The sequence below is a fragment of the Thermosyntropha sp. genome (assembly GCF_017656155.1).
GTDB lineage: Bacteria > Bacillota > Syntrophomonadia > Syntrophomonadales > Syntrophomonadaceae > Thermosyntropha.
In genome coordinates this window covers 303,864-319,968 of record NZ_JACDOH010000001.1, presented here as the reverse complement: position 1 = coordinate 319,968, position 16,105 = coordinate 303,864, and the positions used below count along the sequence as shown (strand labels likewise).

20 protein-coding genes are annotated in these 16,105 nt (G+C 38.1%); all 20 read right to left on the bottom strand.

Translation table 11 applies throughout. The features are described 5' to 3' along the window. Positions 1-4 precede the first annotated feature (4 nt). Positions 5-580 carry a 5-formyltetrahydrofolate cyclo-ligase gene (locus H0Z36_RS01675; protein ID WP_296863283.1) on the bottom strand — a complete coding sequence of 192 codons (576 nt, stop codon included), beginning with the start codon at positions 578-580 and terminating at the stop codon, positions 5-7. 17 nt (positions 581-597) lie between these two features. Continuing rightward, complete coding sequence (lgt, locus tag H0Z36_RS01670; RefSeq protein ID WP_296863281.1) at positions 598-1,344, bottom strand: prolipoprotein diacylglyceryl transferase; 747 nt, start codon at positions 1,342-1,344, stop codon at positions 598-600. Positions 1,345-1,489: 145 nt separating this feature from the next. Further along, positions 1,490-2,500: a tRNA (adenosine(37)-N6)-threonylcarbamoyltransferase complex transferase subunit TsaD gene (gene tsaD / locus H0Z36_RS01665; protein WP_296863279.1), complete on the bottom strand. Its 1,011-nt coding sequence runs from the start codon at positions 2,498-2,500 to the stop codon at positions 1,490-1,492. 112 nt (positions 2,501-2,612) lie between these two features. Further along, positions 2,613-3,065 carry a ribosomal protein S18-alanine N-acetyltransferase gene (gene rimI, locus H0Z36_RS01660; protein ID WP_296863277.1) on the bottom strand — a complete coding sequence of 151 codons (453 nt, stop codon included), beginning with the start codon at positions 3,063-3,065 and terminating at the stop codon, positions 2,613-2,615. Then, positions 3,066-3,782, bottom strand: a complete 717-nt coding sequence (gene tsaB / locus H0Z36_RS01655; RefSeq protein ID WP_296863275.1) for a tRNA (adenosine(37)-N6)-threonylcarbamoyltransferase complex dimerization subunit type 1 TsaB — start codon at positions 3,780-3,782, stop codon at positions 3,066-3,068. Further along, positions 3,763-4,242 (bottom strand): tRNA (adenosine(37)-N6)-threonylcarbamoyltransferase complex ATPase subunit type 1 TsaE, encoded by a 480-nt coding sequence (gene tsaE, locus H0Z36_RS01650; RefSeq protein ID WP_296863273.1) that lies wholly within the window; start codon positions 4,240-4,242, stop codon positions 3,763-3,765. Before tsaE ends, tsaB begins: the two co-directional genes overlap by 20 nt. 30 nt (positions 4,243-4,272) lie before the next feature. Continuing rightward, a complete protein-coding gene (locus tag H0Z36_RS01645; protein WP_296863271.1) occupies positions 4,273-4,962 on the bottom strand; it encodes a uracil-DNA glycosylase in 690 nt (229 codons plus the stop codon). Between the two features lie 142 nt (positions 4,963-5,104). Continuing rightward, positions 5,105-6,427 (bottom strand): glycosyl hydrolase family 18 protein, encoded by a 1,323-nt coding sequence (locus H0Z36_RS01640; RefSeq protein ID WP_296863269.1) that lies wholly within the window; start codon positions 6,425-6,427, stop codon positions 5,105-5,107. A gap of 175 nt (positions 6,428-6,602) precedes the next feature. Further along, positions 6,603-6,794 (bottom strand): hypothetical protein, encoded by a 192-nt coding sequence (locus H0Z36_RS01635; protein WP_296863267.1) that lies wholly within the window; start codon positions 6,792-6,794, stop codon positions 6,603-6,605. After that, positions 6,787-7,932: an amidohydrolase gene (locus H0Z36_RS01630; protein ID WP_296863265.1), complete on the bottom strand. Its 1,146-nt coding sequence runs from the start codon at positions 7,930-7,932 to the stop codon at positions 6,787-6,789. The genes H0Z36_RS01635 and H0Z36_RS01630 overlap by 8 nt, the downstream gene beginning before the upstream one ends. Before the next feature lie 89 nt (positions 7,933-8,021). Then, positions 8,022-8,717, bottom strand: coding sequence for a gamma-glutamyl-gamma-aminobutyrate hydrolase family protein (locus H0Z36_RS01625; protein ID WP_296863263.1), 696 nt, complete (start codon positions 8,715-8,717; stop codon positions 8,022-8,024). Positions 8,718-8,972: 255 nt separating this feature from the next. Continuing rightward, a complete protein-coding gene (locus H0Z36_RS01620) occupies positions 8,973-9,320 on the bottom strand; it encodes a type II toxin-antitoxin system PemK/MazF family toxin (protein WP_296863261.1) in 348 nt (115 codons plus the stop codon). Between the two features lie 8 nt (positions 9,321-9,328). Then, the gene (locus H0Z36_RS01615) at positions 9,329-9,598 is read right to left on the bottom strand and encodes a ribbon-helix-helix protein, CopG family (protein WP_296863258.1); all 270 of its coding nucleotides are present in this window, start codon (positions 9,596-9,598) and stop codon (positions 9,329-9,331) included. Positions 9,599-9,689: 91 nt separating this feature from the next. Continuing rightward, positions 9,690-10,814, bottom strand: coding sequence for an alanine racemase (alr, locus tag H0Z36_RS01610; RefSeq protein ID WP_296863257.1), 1,125 nt, complete (start codon positions 10,812-10,814; stop codon positions 9,690-9,692). Further along, positions 10,807-11,262 (bottom strand): CBS domain-containing protein, encoded by a 456-nt coding sequence (locus tag H0Z36_RS01605; RefSeq protein WP_296863255.1) that lies wholly within the window; start codon positions 11,260-11,262, stop codon positions 10,807-10,809. Before H0Z36_RS01605 ends, alr begins: the two co-directional genes overlap by 8 nt. 92 nt (positions 11,263-11,354) lie before the next feature. Then, complete coding sequence (locus H0Z36_RS01600) at positions 11,355-12,908, bottom strand: NAD(P)H-hydrate dehydratase (RefSeq protein ID WP_296863252.1); 1,554 nt, start codon at positions 12,906-12,908, stop codon at positions 11,355-11,357. Further along, positions 12,871-13,284: a holo-ACP synthase gene (gene acpS / locus H0Z36_RS01595; RefSeq protein WP_296863250.1), complete on the bottom strand. Its 414-nt coding sequence runs from the start codon at positions 13,282-13,284 to the stop codon at positions 12,871-12,873. The genes H0Z36_RS01600 and acpS overlap by 38 nt, the downstream gene beginning before the upstream one ends. A 149-nt stretch (positions 13,285-13,433) precedes the next feature. Further along, positions 13,434-13,904, bottom strand: coding sequence for a chemotaxis protein CheW (locus H0Z36_RS01590; RefSeq protein ID WP_296863248.1), 471 nt, complete (start codon positions 13,902-13,904; stop codon positions 13,434-13,436). A 135-nt stretch (positions 13,905-14,039) separates the two neighbouring features. Beyond that, the gene (locus tag H0Z36_RS01585) at positions 14,040-15,599 is read right to left on the bottom strand and encodes a response regulator (RefSeq protein WP_296863246.1); all 1,560 of its coding nucleotides are present in this window, start codon (positions 15,597-15,599) and stop codon (positions 14,040-14,042) included. Positions 15,600-15,817: 218 nt separating this feature from the next. After that, on the bottom strand, positions 15,818-16,093 hold the full coding sequence (locus tag H0Z36_RS01580; protein ID WP_296863244.1) for a DUF5320 domain-containing protein: 276 nt from the start codon (positions 16,091-16,093) through the stop codon (positions 15,818-15,820). Positions 16,094-16,105 lie beyond the last annotated feature (12 nt).

Genomic DNA, 16,105 nt, shown 5'->3' with positions numbered 1-16,105 from the left:
GTTTTTAAAAGTAATTCCAGTTAACCGCTATTTCTGATCTGTCGGTTACAATCCAGTGCACCGGCAGGTCGGCTTCATGTGGATATACATTCTTTACCACCTGGAAATCATAGCAAACCCCGCATAAAAAGGTATCCTTTCTCACCCTGGAAAGAAAACGGTCGTAATACCCGCGGCCATAGCCCAAGCGATACCCTCTAGCATCAAAAACCAGGCCCGGCACCAGAATAACATCAATCTTCTGCGGATCAAACGGCTCCCCTACCGGTTCGATTATGCCGAAAGGCCCTTTGGTTGTCCATTCTTCTCCTTTATATTCTATAGCTTCCATTACCTCTTCGTTTATTACCCGGGGCAAAACAACCGTTTTCCCTTTTTTTCTCTGTTCTTCTAAAAAAGGCATTAAATCCACTTCATTCCTGATGCTTAAAAAACCCATTATCACCTGGGCTTTATTTATTTTTTCAATCTCATCAAGCTTTTTTATTATTTTGCCGCTTAATTCCTGTACTTCTCCTGGACTGAGAGCTTTGCGGCGTCTGCCCATCTCCTGCCTCAACTCATCGCGCGGATTTAACATAAGCTATTACCTCCATTTTAATAAATATGCCTTCTCTTAAGCCACCCATAAAGTATAACTCCAATAATCAACAAAATTAAAGTATATACCTGTCCTAAAGTTAAAAAACCGTAAGTTATAAGGCTGTCGCGGAAAAATTCCACAATAAACCGGTATATAGAATATCCTATTATATATACAGCAAAAACCTGTCCCTCAAATTTCTTACGGGGATAAAGCCGCCATAAAACAACAAACAGGATAAAATTTAAAGCAGAACTGTAAAGCTGGGTCGGATGCCGGGGAAAAGTATCTACCGTTGGAAAAACTACCCCACAAACTGAATCGGTTATATTCCCATAACAACATCCGTTAAGAAAACACCCAATCCTTACAATAGCATAACCTAGAGCTATATAAGGTGCAAACATATCAGCAATTTTAAAAAAAGGCATTTTCTTTTTCCGCACATATATAAAGTAGGCAATAAAACCGCCTATAAAAGCACCATACCATATCAGACCGGACAGTCCTGAAGTAAATAAAACAGCTAACGGACTTATAAGAAATTCTTCACGCTCATAAATCAGTATATAAGACAGACGTCCGCCGATAATCCCTGATATCACCATAATTATTATCATATTTAAAGCAGTATCTGACGAAAGACCTTCCTTTTCAAAAAGTTTACCTACCCCCCATATCCCGATTAAAGTGGCGATTGCCAGCATAAATCCCCAGGAATATATGCTGATATTTCCTATTTTAATTAAAATCGGATGCAAATTTATTCACTCCTCAAACAATTTATCCACAACAAAATTTGTCAACTATTCTTCCAACTCTTTTTATGCCTTATTTTCTACTATTGACGCTATAAAAATATACCAAGTTATCAACAGAGTTATGCACATTATCCACAATATTTTTTCACAAAATTGACATAGTAGCATAAGCATTTAAGTTAAGAGGGGCAAAATCCTGTTTCAAATAGCGGTGATATGCACTACCGGCAATCATAGCTGCATTATCAGTACACAGTTTTAATGAAGGATAATAAAGAGGTAAGCCAAGTTTATCCGCTTTTTGTTTAACTACCCTTCTAAGTTCACTGTTGGCTGCAACCCCTCCAGCCAGCATAACACTTTGCGCATTATATTTCTTTGCTGCCCTGACTGTTTTTTCTGCTAAAACCTCTACCAGAGCAGCCTGAAACTCAGCCGCCATATCATAAACATCAGCTTCCCCTTTCCTGTTAAGCTTGTTCCACAAATTCATGGCAGCAGTTTTAAGTCCGCTGAAACTGAAATCAAAATCATCTCTATCCAAGAAAACTCGGGGTAAGCTGTACTTTCCTGCTTGTCCTTTTTCAGCCGCTTTCTGTATAGCCGGTCCTCCGGGATAACCCAAGTTCATAAACCTGGCTACCTTGTCAAAAGCCTCCCCTGCTGCATCATCCAAAGTTTCCCCAATAAGCTCATATTCTTCCGTCCCTTTCATAACCAAAAGGCTGGTATGTCCCCCGGAAACTACTAAACAAACAGCCGGAAACCTTATATCTGAATGTTCCAAAAAATTAGCATAAATATGTCCATAAAGATGATTTACTGCAATAAGCGGTTTATTAAGCCCATATGCAAATCCTTTGGCAAAAGATACCCCAACTAAAAGTGCACCAATAAGTCCCGGCCGGTTTGTTACCGCTACTGCATCAATATCCTCATAGCTGAGCCCTGCTTCCTTAAATGCAGTATCGACAACCAGTGCAATATTTTCAATATGCCGGCGGGAAGCTACTTCCGGAACTACCCCACCAAACGCTTGATGGATTTTAATCTGTGAGTTTACAACATTCGACATTATATCTTTCCCATTTTTTACGATAGAGGCTGCTGTTTCATCACATGAAGTTTCAATACCTAAAATCTTTACTTCCTGCACCTTTTCACCTCATTAAAATAATAATTTATACTCAGTTTATAAACATTTATCCACAGAATTCTGTGGATAAAAAGTGGATTCTGTTGAAAAGTGTCACTTACAACTTGGATAATTAAAATAAAAGCTTTGTCATAACAATGGCATCTTCTCCATTATTTGAATAATACCCTTTACGAATTGATGTCTCTACAAACCCTACGCTCTTGTATAAATTTCTTGCAACATGATTTGATGGCCTTACTTCTAAGACTATGCGCAAAGCATTTTTTTCCCGGGCTATTCTTTCAAGTTCCTCTAAAAGACTTCTTCCCATACCTTTTCCTCTAAACCTCTTATCTACTGCAATGTTAGTTATGTGGGCTTCTTCGAATACTATCCACATTCCCCCATAACCAGCAATTTCACCTTCATAATCGCAAACCAGATAAACTGCAAAGTTATTTTTAAGTTCTCCAAGATATGCTTCTTTAGACCAGGGAACCGGAAATGATTCCTGTTCTATGCGTACGACTTCATCTATATCCCGTTCTGTCATCTTCCTTATAATAAAAGGCAAATTCTCCATTTACAATTCTCCTCTTCTAAGCCGATATTCTGCTTCCGATAAACGTAAATAAACCGGACTTAAAGTCCATATATCTGCAAAATCTTCTTTTTCTATTTTATCAAAAGCCCACACCCCCATAGCAGCAGCACGTGGAAGCATCAAATGGGGAGGCGGCACAAACATGTTTTCACCAAACATATTTCGCCAGTAATCCTCATAAGGATAAAATCCATCCCCCAGCATTATAACTCCTTTTTTACCTAAAGATTTTTTTTCTTCCTCAATTTTTAAAACCAGCTCTTCCGTTCCCCATGTCTTTTCAGGAACAATCTTTTGCATAATCCCATGAAACTCATAAATCGCACTGTATACCTCATTTTTTCGTGCATCCAAAACGGGAACGATCAGCAAATCCTCCGCATATAGAGCATTAGCTGCCAACATGTCCAAAGTAGATATAGTTACCACAGGTTTACCTGAAGCCAGGCTCAAACCTTTTACTGTCCCCATACCTATCCTGAGCCCGGTAAAAGAACCCGGACCTATTGTAACGGCTAAAGCTGTGATGTCATCTAAAGTGCATTCACAGACCTTTAAAGCCCGATCAATCATAGGAAGCAAAGTTTCAGAATGGGTTTTTTTGTAGTTGCAGAATTCTTCATATAAAACTTTATCCCTGTTTAAAACAGCTACTCCTGCTACCGGTGTAGCACTGTCAACGGCTAAAACCAGCAAGATTTTTCAACTCCTTAAGCTTTTCTTCATATTTTTTTCCACAGGCTTTAAAACTTACAAGCCGACCCTTTTCATAATCATCATCAACTAAAGTGATATTTATGAACAAAGCTTCTTCAGGCAAAAAAAGGCTTGAACCCTTAGCCCACTCTACAAGGGCTATGCCTTCTTTTCCCAGATAATCCTCTAAACCTAAATCCTTAAGCTCTGATTCTTCATCAAGGCGATAAAAGTCAAAATGAAAAATGGGAAATTTCCCCTCATAAATATTCATTAAAGTAAAGGTAGGGCTGGTAACCTTACCTTCATATCCTAACCCCCGGGCTATTCCCCGTACCAGAGTAGTTTTTCCTACCCCTAAATCGCCTGTAAGATAAACAATATCCTGCGATTTTAATAGCCCTGCCAGTTTTTCTCCCAGTTCTTCCATTTTCGCAGCATTCTCAACCACAAGCTGCATCTTTTCACCTCTTTAATATCATTTTTAAATTTAAATTATTTTTTTAAACTGATCTCTTATCATTTTAAAGTCTTCCCAGGTTGGGCGCTTATAAGACTCATTTCTCAAAAGAGCAGCCGGATGGAAAGTCGGCATTATCATAATTCCACCACGCATAAACCAATTGCCCCTTATCTGTGTAATCCTCGCCTTTGGACTTATTATAACCTGGCTTGCCATAGAACCAAGGCAAACAATAATAGCCGGTTTTATTATCCTTATCTGAGCCTCCAGATAACCCCGGCACGCATGAACCTCATCCGGATTAGGAAGCCGGTTCCCCGGCGGCCGGCATTTTACCACATTGCTTATATAAGCTTTTTCACGAGGAATCTCAGCAGCATTAAGTATCCTGTCTAAAAGCTGTCCGGCTCTTCCCACAAAAGGCCTTCCCTGTTCATCTTCATCCTTTCCCGGTCCTTCTCCAATCAGCATAATCCTGCTTTTTTCAGGTCCTTCTCCAAAAACCACCTTATTACAGGTACTGCGCAGACGGCACTTTTGACAGCTTAAAGCTTCTTTTTCCAGCTCACTTAAAGTTTTAACATGAGGATAAGCCTCTCCTATTTCAACTCCAGGGAGAAAAGGCGTATATATCTTTTCCTGGTTTTCTATCTCTATTTCAACTTCTTTTTTTTCACCAAATAAACCGCCGAAAAGATCAGGCTGTTCAGGTTCCATTTTTTTATCCCCTCCCTAAAGTATAACCTCAATAATTATGAAAATTACACGTGATCTAAAGCAAAATTTAAACCGCCTCTAAAGGCGGCTCTTTCTTTCATTAATTATATATCAAAGGAACATAAATTGACGATTTTTTTAACTATTTTCTTTCCCTTAAAAGCTCATAAAGATCTGTAAAACCATTGCCTATCCTCCAGAAGGAAATCCCTCCCAAGCCATAATCATCTGCTACTTTAATCTTTTCTTCAAGGCTCCTTTTATTTTCAAGCCAAATATAATGAAGGTTTCCATACGCGTCATAATATGTCCAATAAGGACTCATGCTATAACTGTCGAAATATTCATTAAGAACATATTTGCTTTTAAGATTCTGCAATTTTGTTGCCGTAACCGTGCTCGCCCTTCCTCCGGCTAAAGACCAATCATAACCATAAGTCGGAATACCTAGAAGTATTTTTTCCGCCGGCATAACTCTTGACATATAATCTGCCACCTCTTTCACCCACCACAGAGGGGCTATCGGTCCGGGATTCGATGTAGCATAGCTGTAATCATAAGCCATCACTACAACATAATCTGCTATTTGGCCAATTTTATCATATTCATAAGCTATAGGCCACTTGTCTTTACCAGTTCGGCCAAAAACCGCCACCGAAAGAGGAATATCCTTACCTAACGCCGTTTTAAGCTCACGCAGAAATATAGTAAAATATGGGCCATCATTAGGGTCAATAAATTCAAAATCAATATTAACCCCATCATATTTATCCCTTTTAACTATATAAACAATATTATCAATAAGGTTCCTACGATTTTGAGAACTGGTTAAAAGCTCATGCAGCGGCTCTTTTACCATCAAGGCTATACTCGCATGACTTTTTATCCCTGCATCGTGTGTAAACTGCAAAATCTGGTCATAATTATCAGCATATTCGTAATACAGGTCTCCTCTTCCATTGGTCCAAAACCATCGAAAAGCTATATCTGTAAATAAATCTACATTCTGCTTGAGCTCATCAAAAGAACGGTAATAATAATATGCAAAGACTTTTTTATGTACATCCTCTTCGGTTTTAAAATTAATCCCTACTTCCCGCTTATCTCCGTCCCAACTGACTTTAGCCCCCAAAGTTTCCGCCAAAAACCTTAAAGGAATATAACTCCTGTTTTTATATATGTAAGGTGCAGCGTCAAAATAATACTCCTTGCCATCAACTATGGCTTTAATACTTCCAATATAAAATTCAATATATCGGTTCTGACAGTTAATAGCTACCTTGCGCAAACTGCCATCCCAGAATACCTCTCCACCGAAAGATGGATTTTCTATAACAAAGCGCACCGGCACCATAACCCGATTATTTAAAATTTGGGGTTCGGTTTCAAAAAAACAAAGCTTCCCATCAATCTTTATTTTTATGTTGTCTGCTGAATCAGCCGAATAAGGAAATAAAAAAAACATTATAAAAAATGCCATAAAAAAAACAGCAGCTTTTTTAAACAATCCTGATTCACCTCACAAAAATATGGATAATTACAAAATTCGTATATAATTGATATATTCCTCCAGGAAAATAAAACCAAATAAAAAAGGCTTTCCCAATAGCGAAAGCCTTCCATTCTTTTTAGCTATACTTTTAGTTCAAATACTTCTTATGGGGGAAAATAGCTTCTAAATCTGAAGCTGGAATATGAACAAGATTATCCTGATTTACTACTGCCAAGATAACCATTTCTTCTCCACTGTATTCCTCCTGATAAAATCCCAAGACACAAACCGTAAGAACATTACCGTCAATATATACTGTAAAAAGATCCCCTTTATTCAAGATTATCCCCCCATAAAACGCCATCAACCATAACATATTTAACCCTGGATTTAAATTCTAGAGGATGGCCGTCAAAAATTACTATATCTGCCCGTTTGCCCGGAGCGATAGAACCAAGATCACCATCACATTTTAAAATTTGAGCCGGAATAGCTGTCAACGCTTCTAAAGCTCTTTCTTCTGATAACCCTTCCCGCACAGCAAGTGCCGCACAAACCCTCAGTTGCTCAATCGGAACTACAGGGTGGTCAGTTATAAAAGCAAACTTTACTCCAGCTTTGTCAAGTAAAGCCGCATTTTTGAAAGCTACTTCTTTCATCTCTACCTTCGCCCGATTAACCAGAAGCGGACCTAAAAATACAGGGACATCTCTTCTAACAAGCTCATCCGCCACCATGAAAGCCTCTGTGCCATGCTGAATAACCAGTTCAAAGCCAAACTCATCTTTTATCCGCAAAGCCGTCAAAATATCATCCGCCCTGTGGGCATGCAAAAATAAAGGCATCTCTTTTCGTAAAACTTTAAAAAGCGGCAGAAATTTAAATTCTTCTTCAGGTGATAAATCACTTTTATCAAGCTTTTTTGCTGCCTTATAAAAAGCCTCCCTCAAAAAAGCAGCGTTGGCCATTCTGGTTTTAGGCGATTTCTTTTCAGCTGTATATACCCGTTTCGGATTTTCTCCTAAAGCAGCCTTTAAAGCACATGGATTTTTACAAACCATATCCATTATGCTTGAAGCCAAATGTTTTATAAAAACCGCCTGCCCGCCAATTATATTAGCACTGCCGGGCATACTTACCGAACGGGTAACCCCCCCCTTTAAGGCATCTGTAAAAGCTAGGTCATTCCAGTTAATTCCGTCTACTGCCCGCAGATGCGGGGTTATCGGATCACTTATCTCATTTACATCATCGCCTTCTATCCGGTATATTTCTTCTTCCAACCCTATATGGGTATGAGCATCAATAAACCCGGGCATTATATAGCAAGAAGAAGCATCTATTACCTTTACATTTTCAGCAAATTCCACATTTTCGCCTGCTGCCTTGATATAATTTCCTTCAATCAGTATTAAATTATTATCTATAAAAGCTTTTTTTTCCTGACTGAATACCTTGCCCTGTTTTATGGCAATCACAAATGCTAGCCCCTTTCCTCTCCTTTAATATCTTATGAACTAAAATCCTGGTCTGTTAAATGTAAAATCCTAGTTTATTATAATACTAGCTAATAGATATATCTCAGACAAGCTCCAATTAATGCCTTAAAAAGAAGAAAAGAGTATTTATCATCCATACATTCCGGATGCCATTGTACTCCTATTACAAAATAATGATTTTCGCTTTCAACTGCCTCAACTACTCCATCGGCTGATCTGGCACTCACTTTTATACCATTCCCAGGCTTATTTACCGCCTGGTGATGAAAGCTGTTTACTTTTATTCTTCCGGTCCCTAATATTTTATACAAAATACTTTCTTCCTCTATAAATATATCATGAAAAGGATAACTACGCGGAGCTTTTTGCTCATGAGACATCAAAGAAACAATATTCTGCACAATACTTCCCCCTGCTGCCACATTAAGCAGCTGGCATCCCCGGCATATCCCTAAGGCAGGTATATTTCCTCCCAAAATCTTGCGTCCCAGCATAATTTCAAACCTATCCCTTAAAGGATTTATTTCCCTCATAGAAGGAGTAGCTGCCTCCCCCCAATAACAGGGATCAATATCTCCTCCACCGCTGAAAATAAAGCCATCGCATATATTTATATAATTGTTGATTATAAATTCATCTTCTACCGGAGCTAAAATAATTCCTATTCCTCCTGCTTTCATGACCATATCAATATAATATTTTTTAAGCCTTAAAAGATTTTCCTCCTCAAAAAAATCACCGGTTATCCCTATAACTGGGCGCAAATAAATCCCTCCCTGTTTCAATTCTTATAAAAATATACTTACCCCCGTTTCAAAATATAAAAATTTTTCCCTTGACTAAAAAAAATTAACCTGCATAATTGATAATGATAATCATTATCAATATTTTTTTGCCCCCCCTTTTCAGGTTAATATGTACCTGAATCATACCTTTCCCTCCCTTACCTAAAGTGAAATAGCCCCGGCTCAAAAGCCGGGGCTATCTTTCAATAACCCTTTCGATTATGTTATTATGTATCATATTTCGGTCAAACCTAAACTTATAAGCAAAGCCTGTTCTACTTTCTTCATGGTTTCTTCATCTAAAGCAGCTATTCGCTGTTTCAGCCTGGTTTTATCAATAGTCCTTATTTGCTCGGCTAAAATAACCGAATCCCTCTCTAAACCATAATTATCTGCTTTCAGTTCAACATGGGTGGGCAGTTTCGCTTTATTAATCTGCGAGGTTATAGCCAGTATAATCGTAGTCGGACTATACTGGTTGCCTATATCATTTTGCACAACTACTACCGGCCTTGTGCCACCCTGTTCTGACCCTATAACCGGGTTCAGCTGTGCAAAATAAATTTCACCTCGTTTAATCATCTATCATATCACTCCAACCATTTTTCTACACCGTTTTTCATAACTTCATCTTCCACTCCCACATTTTCACGCGCAATGCGCAAATTTATCTCTGCCATTTCTATATATCCCTTTTTCATCTGTTCTCTAAGCAAAATTCTTTTACGTTCCCCCAAATAAAATTTAATCGCTTCTCTTATTATTTCACTGCGGCTTTTATCATCCGCTATCATTATATCTTCAACCTCAGCCAAAAGATTTTCTGGAACCGTTATTATTATTCGCTTTGAGGCTATCAAAACGAGCACCTCCAAATTACACATGTATAACCGATAGCAACATTATATCTAAAATGAAAAGGTGCTCGCAAATCCAATAATTTCTTTTTATTTATTCACCTATAAAAATACGGGGAACGCGTGGCCCTATACAGGATAGGACCTCATAATTTATCGTTCCAATTATGGAAGCTAAATCATCAACCGTTATTCCATCTTCCTTTCTCCCAAATAGAAGGACTTCGTCACCTTCTTTTACACCCTCTACCTCACTTACATCAAACATACACTGATCCATACAAACAGTTCCAATCAGAGGCACTTTTTTCCCTTTTACCATCGCCCATGCCTTATTAGACAAAAGCCTGCTATATCCATCAGCATATCCTACAGGAACAACAGCTACCCTAGTAGGAACTAAACAGCGGTAAGTCCGTCCATAGCTTACGGTATGCCCGGCTGGAAGCTCTTTTATAAAACTGATTTTGCTTTTGAGCCGCATAACTGGAATTACTTTAACTCTATTCTGATCGACTTCCCTTGAAGGATAAAGGCCGTACAAAATTATTCCTGCCCTTACCATGTTAAAACGTGCTTCAGGTAAATCAATAAGCGCTGCACTATTGGAACAGTGTTTAATAGGAATTTTGGTTCCATCCTTTTCTAATTCACTTACGAACCAGTTAAAGCGAGTAAGCTGTTCATAGGCAAAACTCTTATCCCGAACATCAGCAGTAGCAAAATGAGTAAATATACCTTCTACCAATATGCCCGGCAGGGCAATAATATTTCTTACAATGTCCAGGCTTTCCTCATCAGGTAAAAAGCCCAATCTTCCCATACCAGTATCTATTTTTATGTGGACTGCCGCTTTTTTTCCTAGTTTAACCGCAGCCCTGGATAAAGCCTCTGCCATGTTTAAATTAAACACTGTGCAGCTTATGTCGTTCTCTATTATAATTTCAGCATATTCAGGCGAAACATATCCCAAAATAAGTATAGGTGTTCTTATATTTTCTTCCCTTATATTTAGAGCTTCATCCAAACTAGCTACTCCGAAATAATCGACCCCTTCCTTAAGGCAGACTTCACATACCTTGAGCATACCGTGTCCATATGCATTAGCCTTTACTACTGCCATTACTTTAGACCCTTCAGCCGCTTCCCTTATCTGACGCAAATTATGTCTTACCGCCTCTAAATCTATTTCTGCCCAGGTAGGTCTTTTATTATCCATCTTTTCTTACCAGGGATTTAAGAATATCGTTACGGGTAATAATACCGGTTATTTTCCCTTCTTTTACCACCGGAATGCGATTTACCTTCTCACTCTGCATGAGGCGGGCAACTTCACTTACCGGGGTATCTTCTTCCACCATAATTACCCGGGTAGTCATTACGTCTTGGACCTGGGAAGCAAAATACTTTTTAAGATTGTTATTAAATCGTATGGGATTTTCTAAAAAAATAATACTGTCAAATAAAGTAATATAAAAAGGAACTTTTAATTCAGAAGCCTTAACCATCAGGTCTTTTTCTGTAACTATACCCAAAATATTTTCATCGTCATCTACAACCGGAATACCGCTGATTTTGTTTTCTACTAAAATTTTGGCCGCTTCTTCAATAGTAGTATCAGGTTTAACCATAATAACTTCACGGGTCATAATATCTCTAGCCAACATATATTCCCCTTCTTTCCTGAATATTCATTATTTATTATCAATTATAAAACTTGGCATACCATAATATTCACCAGGATCTGATATTATATTATTTAAGATAACTCCATCTGTTTCAAAACTTCAGGAACAAACTCTATTATATCACCAGCTACAAGGCCACGCTCTCCTTTTGCTTCAGCTGCTAAATCCCCGGCCAAGCCATGAACATATACTCCAACTATCGATGCTATTTGCGGATTTAACCCCTGCGCAATAAGTCCAGCAATGACACCGCATAGGACATCTCCACTACCTGCAGTACCCATTCCTGGATTCCCCGTCATATTTATATATGCATCACCTGAAGGAAGGGCTACTATCGTTTTATTGCCTTTCAAAACCAGAGTTACCTGCCACTTTTCTGCAAATTCCCGAGCAATCTCCAGGCGGTTAACCTGAATCTCCTTTATGCTTTTTTTAATAAGCCTTGCCATTTCCCCCGGATGAGGAGTTAAAACTACTGGCACTTGGCGACTAGCAAGCATACTTACATCTTCAGATAAGGCATTAAGCCCATCAGCATCTATAACCAGAGGCACTCCTGATTTTTCTAAAACAAAGCGCAAGACAGACTTGGCCTCCATATAACGTGACATACCACAGCCTATTGCACAAACTGAAGCTGTTCCCAATAGATTTTCAATAGCAGGTATAGCCTCTAAGGCAATTGTAGACTGTGCCGTCTCAGAAAGCGGAGCCGTCATAACTTCGGAACGCATACTGGCTACAACAGGGAGTAAAGACTCGGGAACCGCAGCTGTTACCAATCCAGCACCGGTGCGCAAAGCTGCATAAGAAGCCATACTTACAGCCCCGGTCATTCCTGCTGTTCCTCCTATTACCAGTGCATGTCCATAAGTGCCTTTGTGCGATTCAGGATTGCTCTTATTTATGTACGGTTTTATCATTTCCCTGGTAATAAGATTATTCTTTAAGTCATCATTATCAACAAGTCCTCGGGGTATAGATATGTCAGCAACTGTTATGTTGCCTGCAAAACTATGCCCCGGTTCCAAAATAAGCCCTAACTTGAGAGCAGCAAAAGTTACCGTCCGATGAGCTTTTACCGCTGTATTATGTACCTTCCCTGTATCAGCCTCTATCCCTGAAGGTATATCTACCGCCACTACTAAAGACCTGCTTCTGTTTATAATATTCACAACTTCAGCTTCAAAATCACCCAAACTTCCCTTAAATCCTATTCCGTAAATGCTATCAACTATTAAATCCGCATTGAGAAGGCTGTTTTTAAATATCTGCAAATGATCTGGTGTTAACAGAGGATAAATACTTCCTTTCATTTTTTGTAAAACTTCATAGTTTATCCTGGTATCTACAGTAAGTTCTTTTTCTTCACCCAGTAAAAATGTTTCGACTCTTGCCCCGCCGTTTATAAGCTGCCTTGCTATAACCAGCCCATCTCCGCCATTATTTCCTTTTCCAGCTACAACAACTACCTTCTTCTCTCTTATATCACCTAATACTTCTTCAATAACTTCAACTGTTCTTATTCCCGCATTCTCCATCAGGACAATGCTTGGAATTCCGTATTCGCTGCTTGCTCGTTTATCAATTTCTTTCATCTCCGCTGCTTTCAAAATCTTCATTTTCCCCCACTCCTTTCGTAGCTATCACAGCAGCTACCGCCTGATACTTTGCATGTGAAAGGCTTAAAGATAAATTTTCTATCCCTGCCTGTCTTTTTTTAAGCAAAGCATTGCCATATAAAACTATGTTCGGTCTTCCACCACTGTCTCGAACTACTTCCACTTCGTGAAACTTAATACCTTTAGAAAAAAAAGGATGCAGTTTACGCAAAGCTTCTTTAGCCGCAAACCTTGCTGCCAGCGAAGGATATGGATTATTTTTTCCCATACAGTATTCTAGTTCATTCGGAGTAAAAACCCGTTTTAAAAAACGCGGATTCCTTTCAACCGCTTTTTTTACCCTTTCAATATCTACTATATCTATACCTATTAACATATAATACCACCTATATTAAGATTAAAGCTAAGTTTAGTTTATCCAATAAGAGGTAATAATCTCCAAAATTTATATGTAATTATACTGCAAAAATAATAGCCCCGAAACCTTTTAGATTCCAGGGCAGGGTGCCTCTTTGAAACTATTTTTTATTCCCCTACTTCCGCTAACTCCTTCTTTTCCTGTTCAGTCAATATCTTATCCATATCAAGCAAAATTAAAAGCCTGTCATTGATCTTGCCTACCCCTTTTAAATACTCTGCAGTAATTCCCCCCATAACAGCAGGCGGAGGTTCAATACTGCTTACCGGTAACCGTAAAACTTCACTTACTTCATCTACAATTATACCTACTGTTTGCCCTTCCACCTCTACTACTACACTACGGCTTTCACTGGTAATTTCAGATTCTCCCATGGCAAACCTTTTCTTTAAATCAATAATAGGTATAATCTTACCACGCAGATTGATAATTCCTTCTACAAAATCAGGAGTCTGAGGCAATTTTGTAGGAGTAGTCATAGGGATTATTTCCTGCACTTTAGTTATTGGAACGCCATATTCACAAGTTGTCCCACCTTGTTTTAAAGTAAACACCACCAGTTGAATTTCATCAGCCATTTTAAAACCCTCCCTCATCCAGCCTGCATTTTGACAACAATTCAGACTTTTATATTTTATAATATACATTATATTTAACATATTGGGTATAAAATCCTTTAAAATATAACAAATAAAACTTCAATTTTATATTATTCAAACCCTATCTTTAAATTTAAAACACTCGTCTAAAACATTTTTTAACTGTTCTTGAGTAAAAGGCTTGCTGAGGTAGTAGTCGCATCCTGCTTGACGACACTTTTCAACATCTCCTTCCATAGCATAAGCCGTCAAAGCAACCAGTGGTATATATATATTTCCTGTTTCCCGTATAATAGAAGCAGCTTTATAACCATCCATAACTGGCATCTGCATATCCATTAAAATAACATCCGGCACTTCTGTTTTTAAAACTTCAAGACACTTCTGCCCATTTTCCGCAGTTATCACTTCATACCCCAAATCTTTAAGCATATAGCTTATAAGCTTTCGGTTAACAGCTATGTCCTCAACCAGCAAAACCTTTTTGCCTTTAGCACAGGTTTTATTATTTTCTAAACTTTCATCATTACTTTCAAAATCATTTTTTATACTATTTTTCGCCTTTTTTAAAGGAATAGAAAATGCAAAAATAGATCCCTTTTCTCCATTTGGCTCATACCATATACTTCCACCCATAATTTCTACCAGCTCTTTAGTTATAGCCAACCCCAGCCCGGTGCCGGTGTTTTCTTCCCCATAATCATTAATCCGGACAAAAGGCTTAAATAACTGTTCGACATCTTCTGCTTTAAGTCCTCTGCCCGTATCGCAAACTAAAAAACACAAATTAAAATCCAGGCTTTCATATAATTTCTCTTTTCCCCGTTTAACCTCTAGCTTTATATACCCTTCGTCCGTATACTTAACTGCATTTATCAAGAGATTGTTAAGCACCTGTCTTATGCGTATTTCATCACCTATTACACTTTCCGGCACATCATCAGATATGACCAGTTTAAAAGCTAAACCTTTCTTCTTGAACTGAGGCAACAAAGATAAAAAAGTCTGTTTTATCATATTATGAAGATCAAATTCATGCCGCTTTATCTCAATCTGTCCTGCTTCAATTTTAGATAAATTAAGCACATCATTTACCAGACCTAAAAGCTGATTAGCACAATAATATACAGTTTCTATACCTTCCCTTTGCATAATACTCAAAGCTTCACGTCTCATCAGCTCGCAAAAACCCAGAATTCCCACCAAAGAAGTTCTGATTTCATGGCTTATATTAGCTAAAAATTCAGTTTTACTATAGCTAACCTCTTCAATTTTATTTTTTTCATACAAAATATCACTAATCTCTACCCCTGAAAACACATAATATTCCCGGCCTGTACTATCTATTAAAAAACCGGCATGGATTTTAAAGCTTCTAAGCTTGTCCCCTCCAGTCTTAAAATGAATAATTTTACATCTTTCAGAAGAATTCAACAATTCCTGTATTAAATTCAACTCCTCCTCTGACAGTAAGGTAAAAAGACTTAAGCCTTCCAAATTTTCTCTTCCAACATTCCATAAATTTCTAACCCCCCGGCTGGCCTTTATTATATTTAAATCTTCATCAGTTAATAGAAAGAAAGACTCTAGAATTTCCATAATCCCTGTCATCATATTTGAACCATTATAATTTTCATGAAAAGATTTTAAAAAACCATTAAGCCAAATATGCAAAAGTTCACCCCCTTGTATTGAAAACCGTTAAAACATTAATATAAATAATTCTAATATATAAGTTTAATTATATTATTTTAACCATCTTTTTCCTGTCGAATTATAATTTCTGAAAAGAACAAATTTATTTCATATCGCAAAAATATTTACAAAAAATTTAAAAAATAAAAAAAGGAGCAATCTTAAAATTAGATTGCTCCTTAACAGCTAAGGGGGAATTACTCTTTTTCTTCTTTTGCCAGCTCTTCGTTTACTATTGCTAATTCCTGTTCTAAATATCTCTTATAATCTTTAAGGTTAAAATCATAAACAAAACGTGGGTCTGCAAACCCTCCGAACCAGCGACCAAATCCTCCAAACCGGCGACCAAACCCTATTCCCCTGCCGCGTCCGAAACCAAAATAACCTCTTCTAAGCCCTCTGCCGCAGGGGCCAAGACCTCTGCCTGTCATAGGCCCATAGCCTAAAGGCCCAGTTCCATCAAAACCTGGCATATTTTACACCTC

Bases quoted from the DNA above. Each gene is read 5' to 3' on its own strand.
- rimI (WP_296863277.1), bottom strand. From the start codon at position 3,065: ATGGAGAATTTGCCTTTTATTATAAGGAAGATGACAGAACGGGATATA.
- H0Z36_RS01590 (WP_296863248.1), bottom strand. From the start codon at position 13,904: ATGGCTGATGAAATTCAACTGGTGGTGTTTACTTTAAAACAAGGTGGG.
- H0Z36_RS01645 (WP_296863271.1), bottom strand. From the start codon at position 4,962: ATGGAACCTGAACAGCCTGATCTTTTCGGCGGTTTATTTGGTGAAAAA.
- tsaE (WP_296863273.1), bottom strand. From the start codon at position 4,242: ATGCAGCTTGTGGTTGAGAATGCTGCGAAAATGGAAGAACTGGGAGAA.
- H0Z36_RS01605 (WP_296863255.1), bottom strand. From the start codon at position 11,262: ATGTTGGCTAGAGATATTATGACCCGTGAAGTTATTATGGTTAAACCT.
- H0Z36_RS01600 (WP_296863252.1), bottom strand. From the start codon at position 12,908: ATGAAGATTTTGAAAGCAGCGGAGATGAAAGAAATTGATAAACGAGCA.
- H0Z36_RS01640 (WP_296863269.1), bottom strand. From the start codon at position 6,427: ATGTTTTTTTTATTTCCTTATTCGGCTGATTCAGCAGACAACATAAAA.
- acpS (WP_296863250.1), bottom strand. From the start codon at position 13,284: ATGTTAATAGGTATAGATATAGTAGATATTGAAAGGGTAAAAAAAGCG.
- H0Z36_RS01580 (WP_296863244.1), bottom strand. From the start codon at position 16,093: ATGCCAGGTTTTGATGGAACTGGGCCTTTAGGCTATGGGCCTATGACA.
- H0Z36_RS01675 (WP_296863283.1), bottom strand. From the start codon at position 580: ATGTTAAATCCGCGCGATGAGTTGAGGCAGGAGATGGGCAGACGCCGC.
- alr (WP_296863257.1), bottom strand. From the start codon at position 10,814: ATGGATAATAAAAGACCTACCTGGGCAGAAATAGATTTAGAGGCGGTA.
- H0Z36_RS01620 (WP_296863261.1), bottom strand. From the start codon at position 9,320: ATGATTAAACGAGGTGAAATTTATTTTGCACAGCTGAACCCGGTTATA.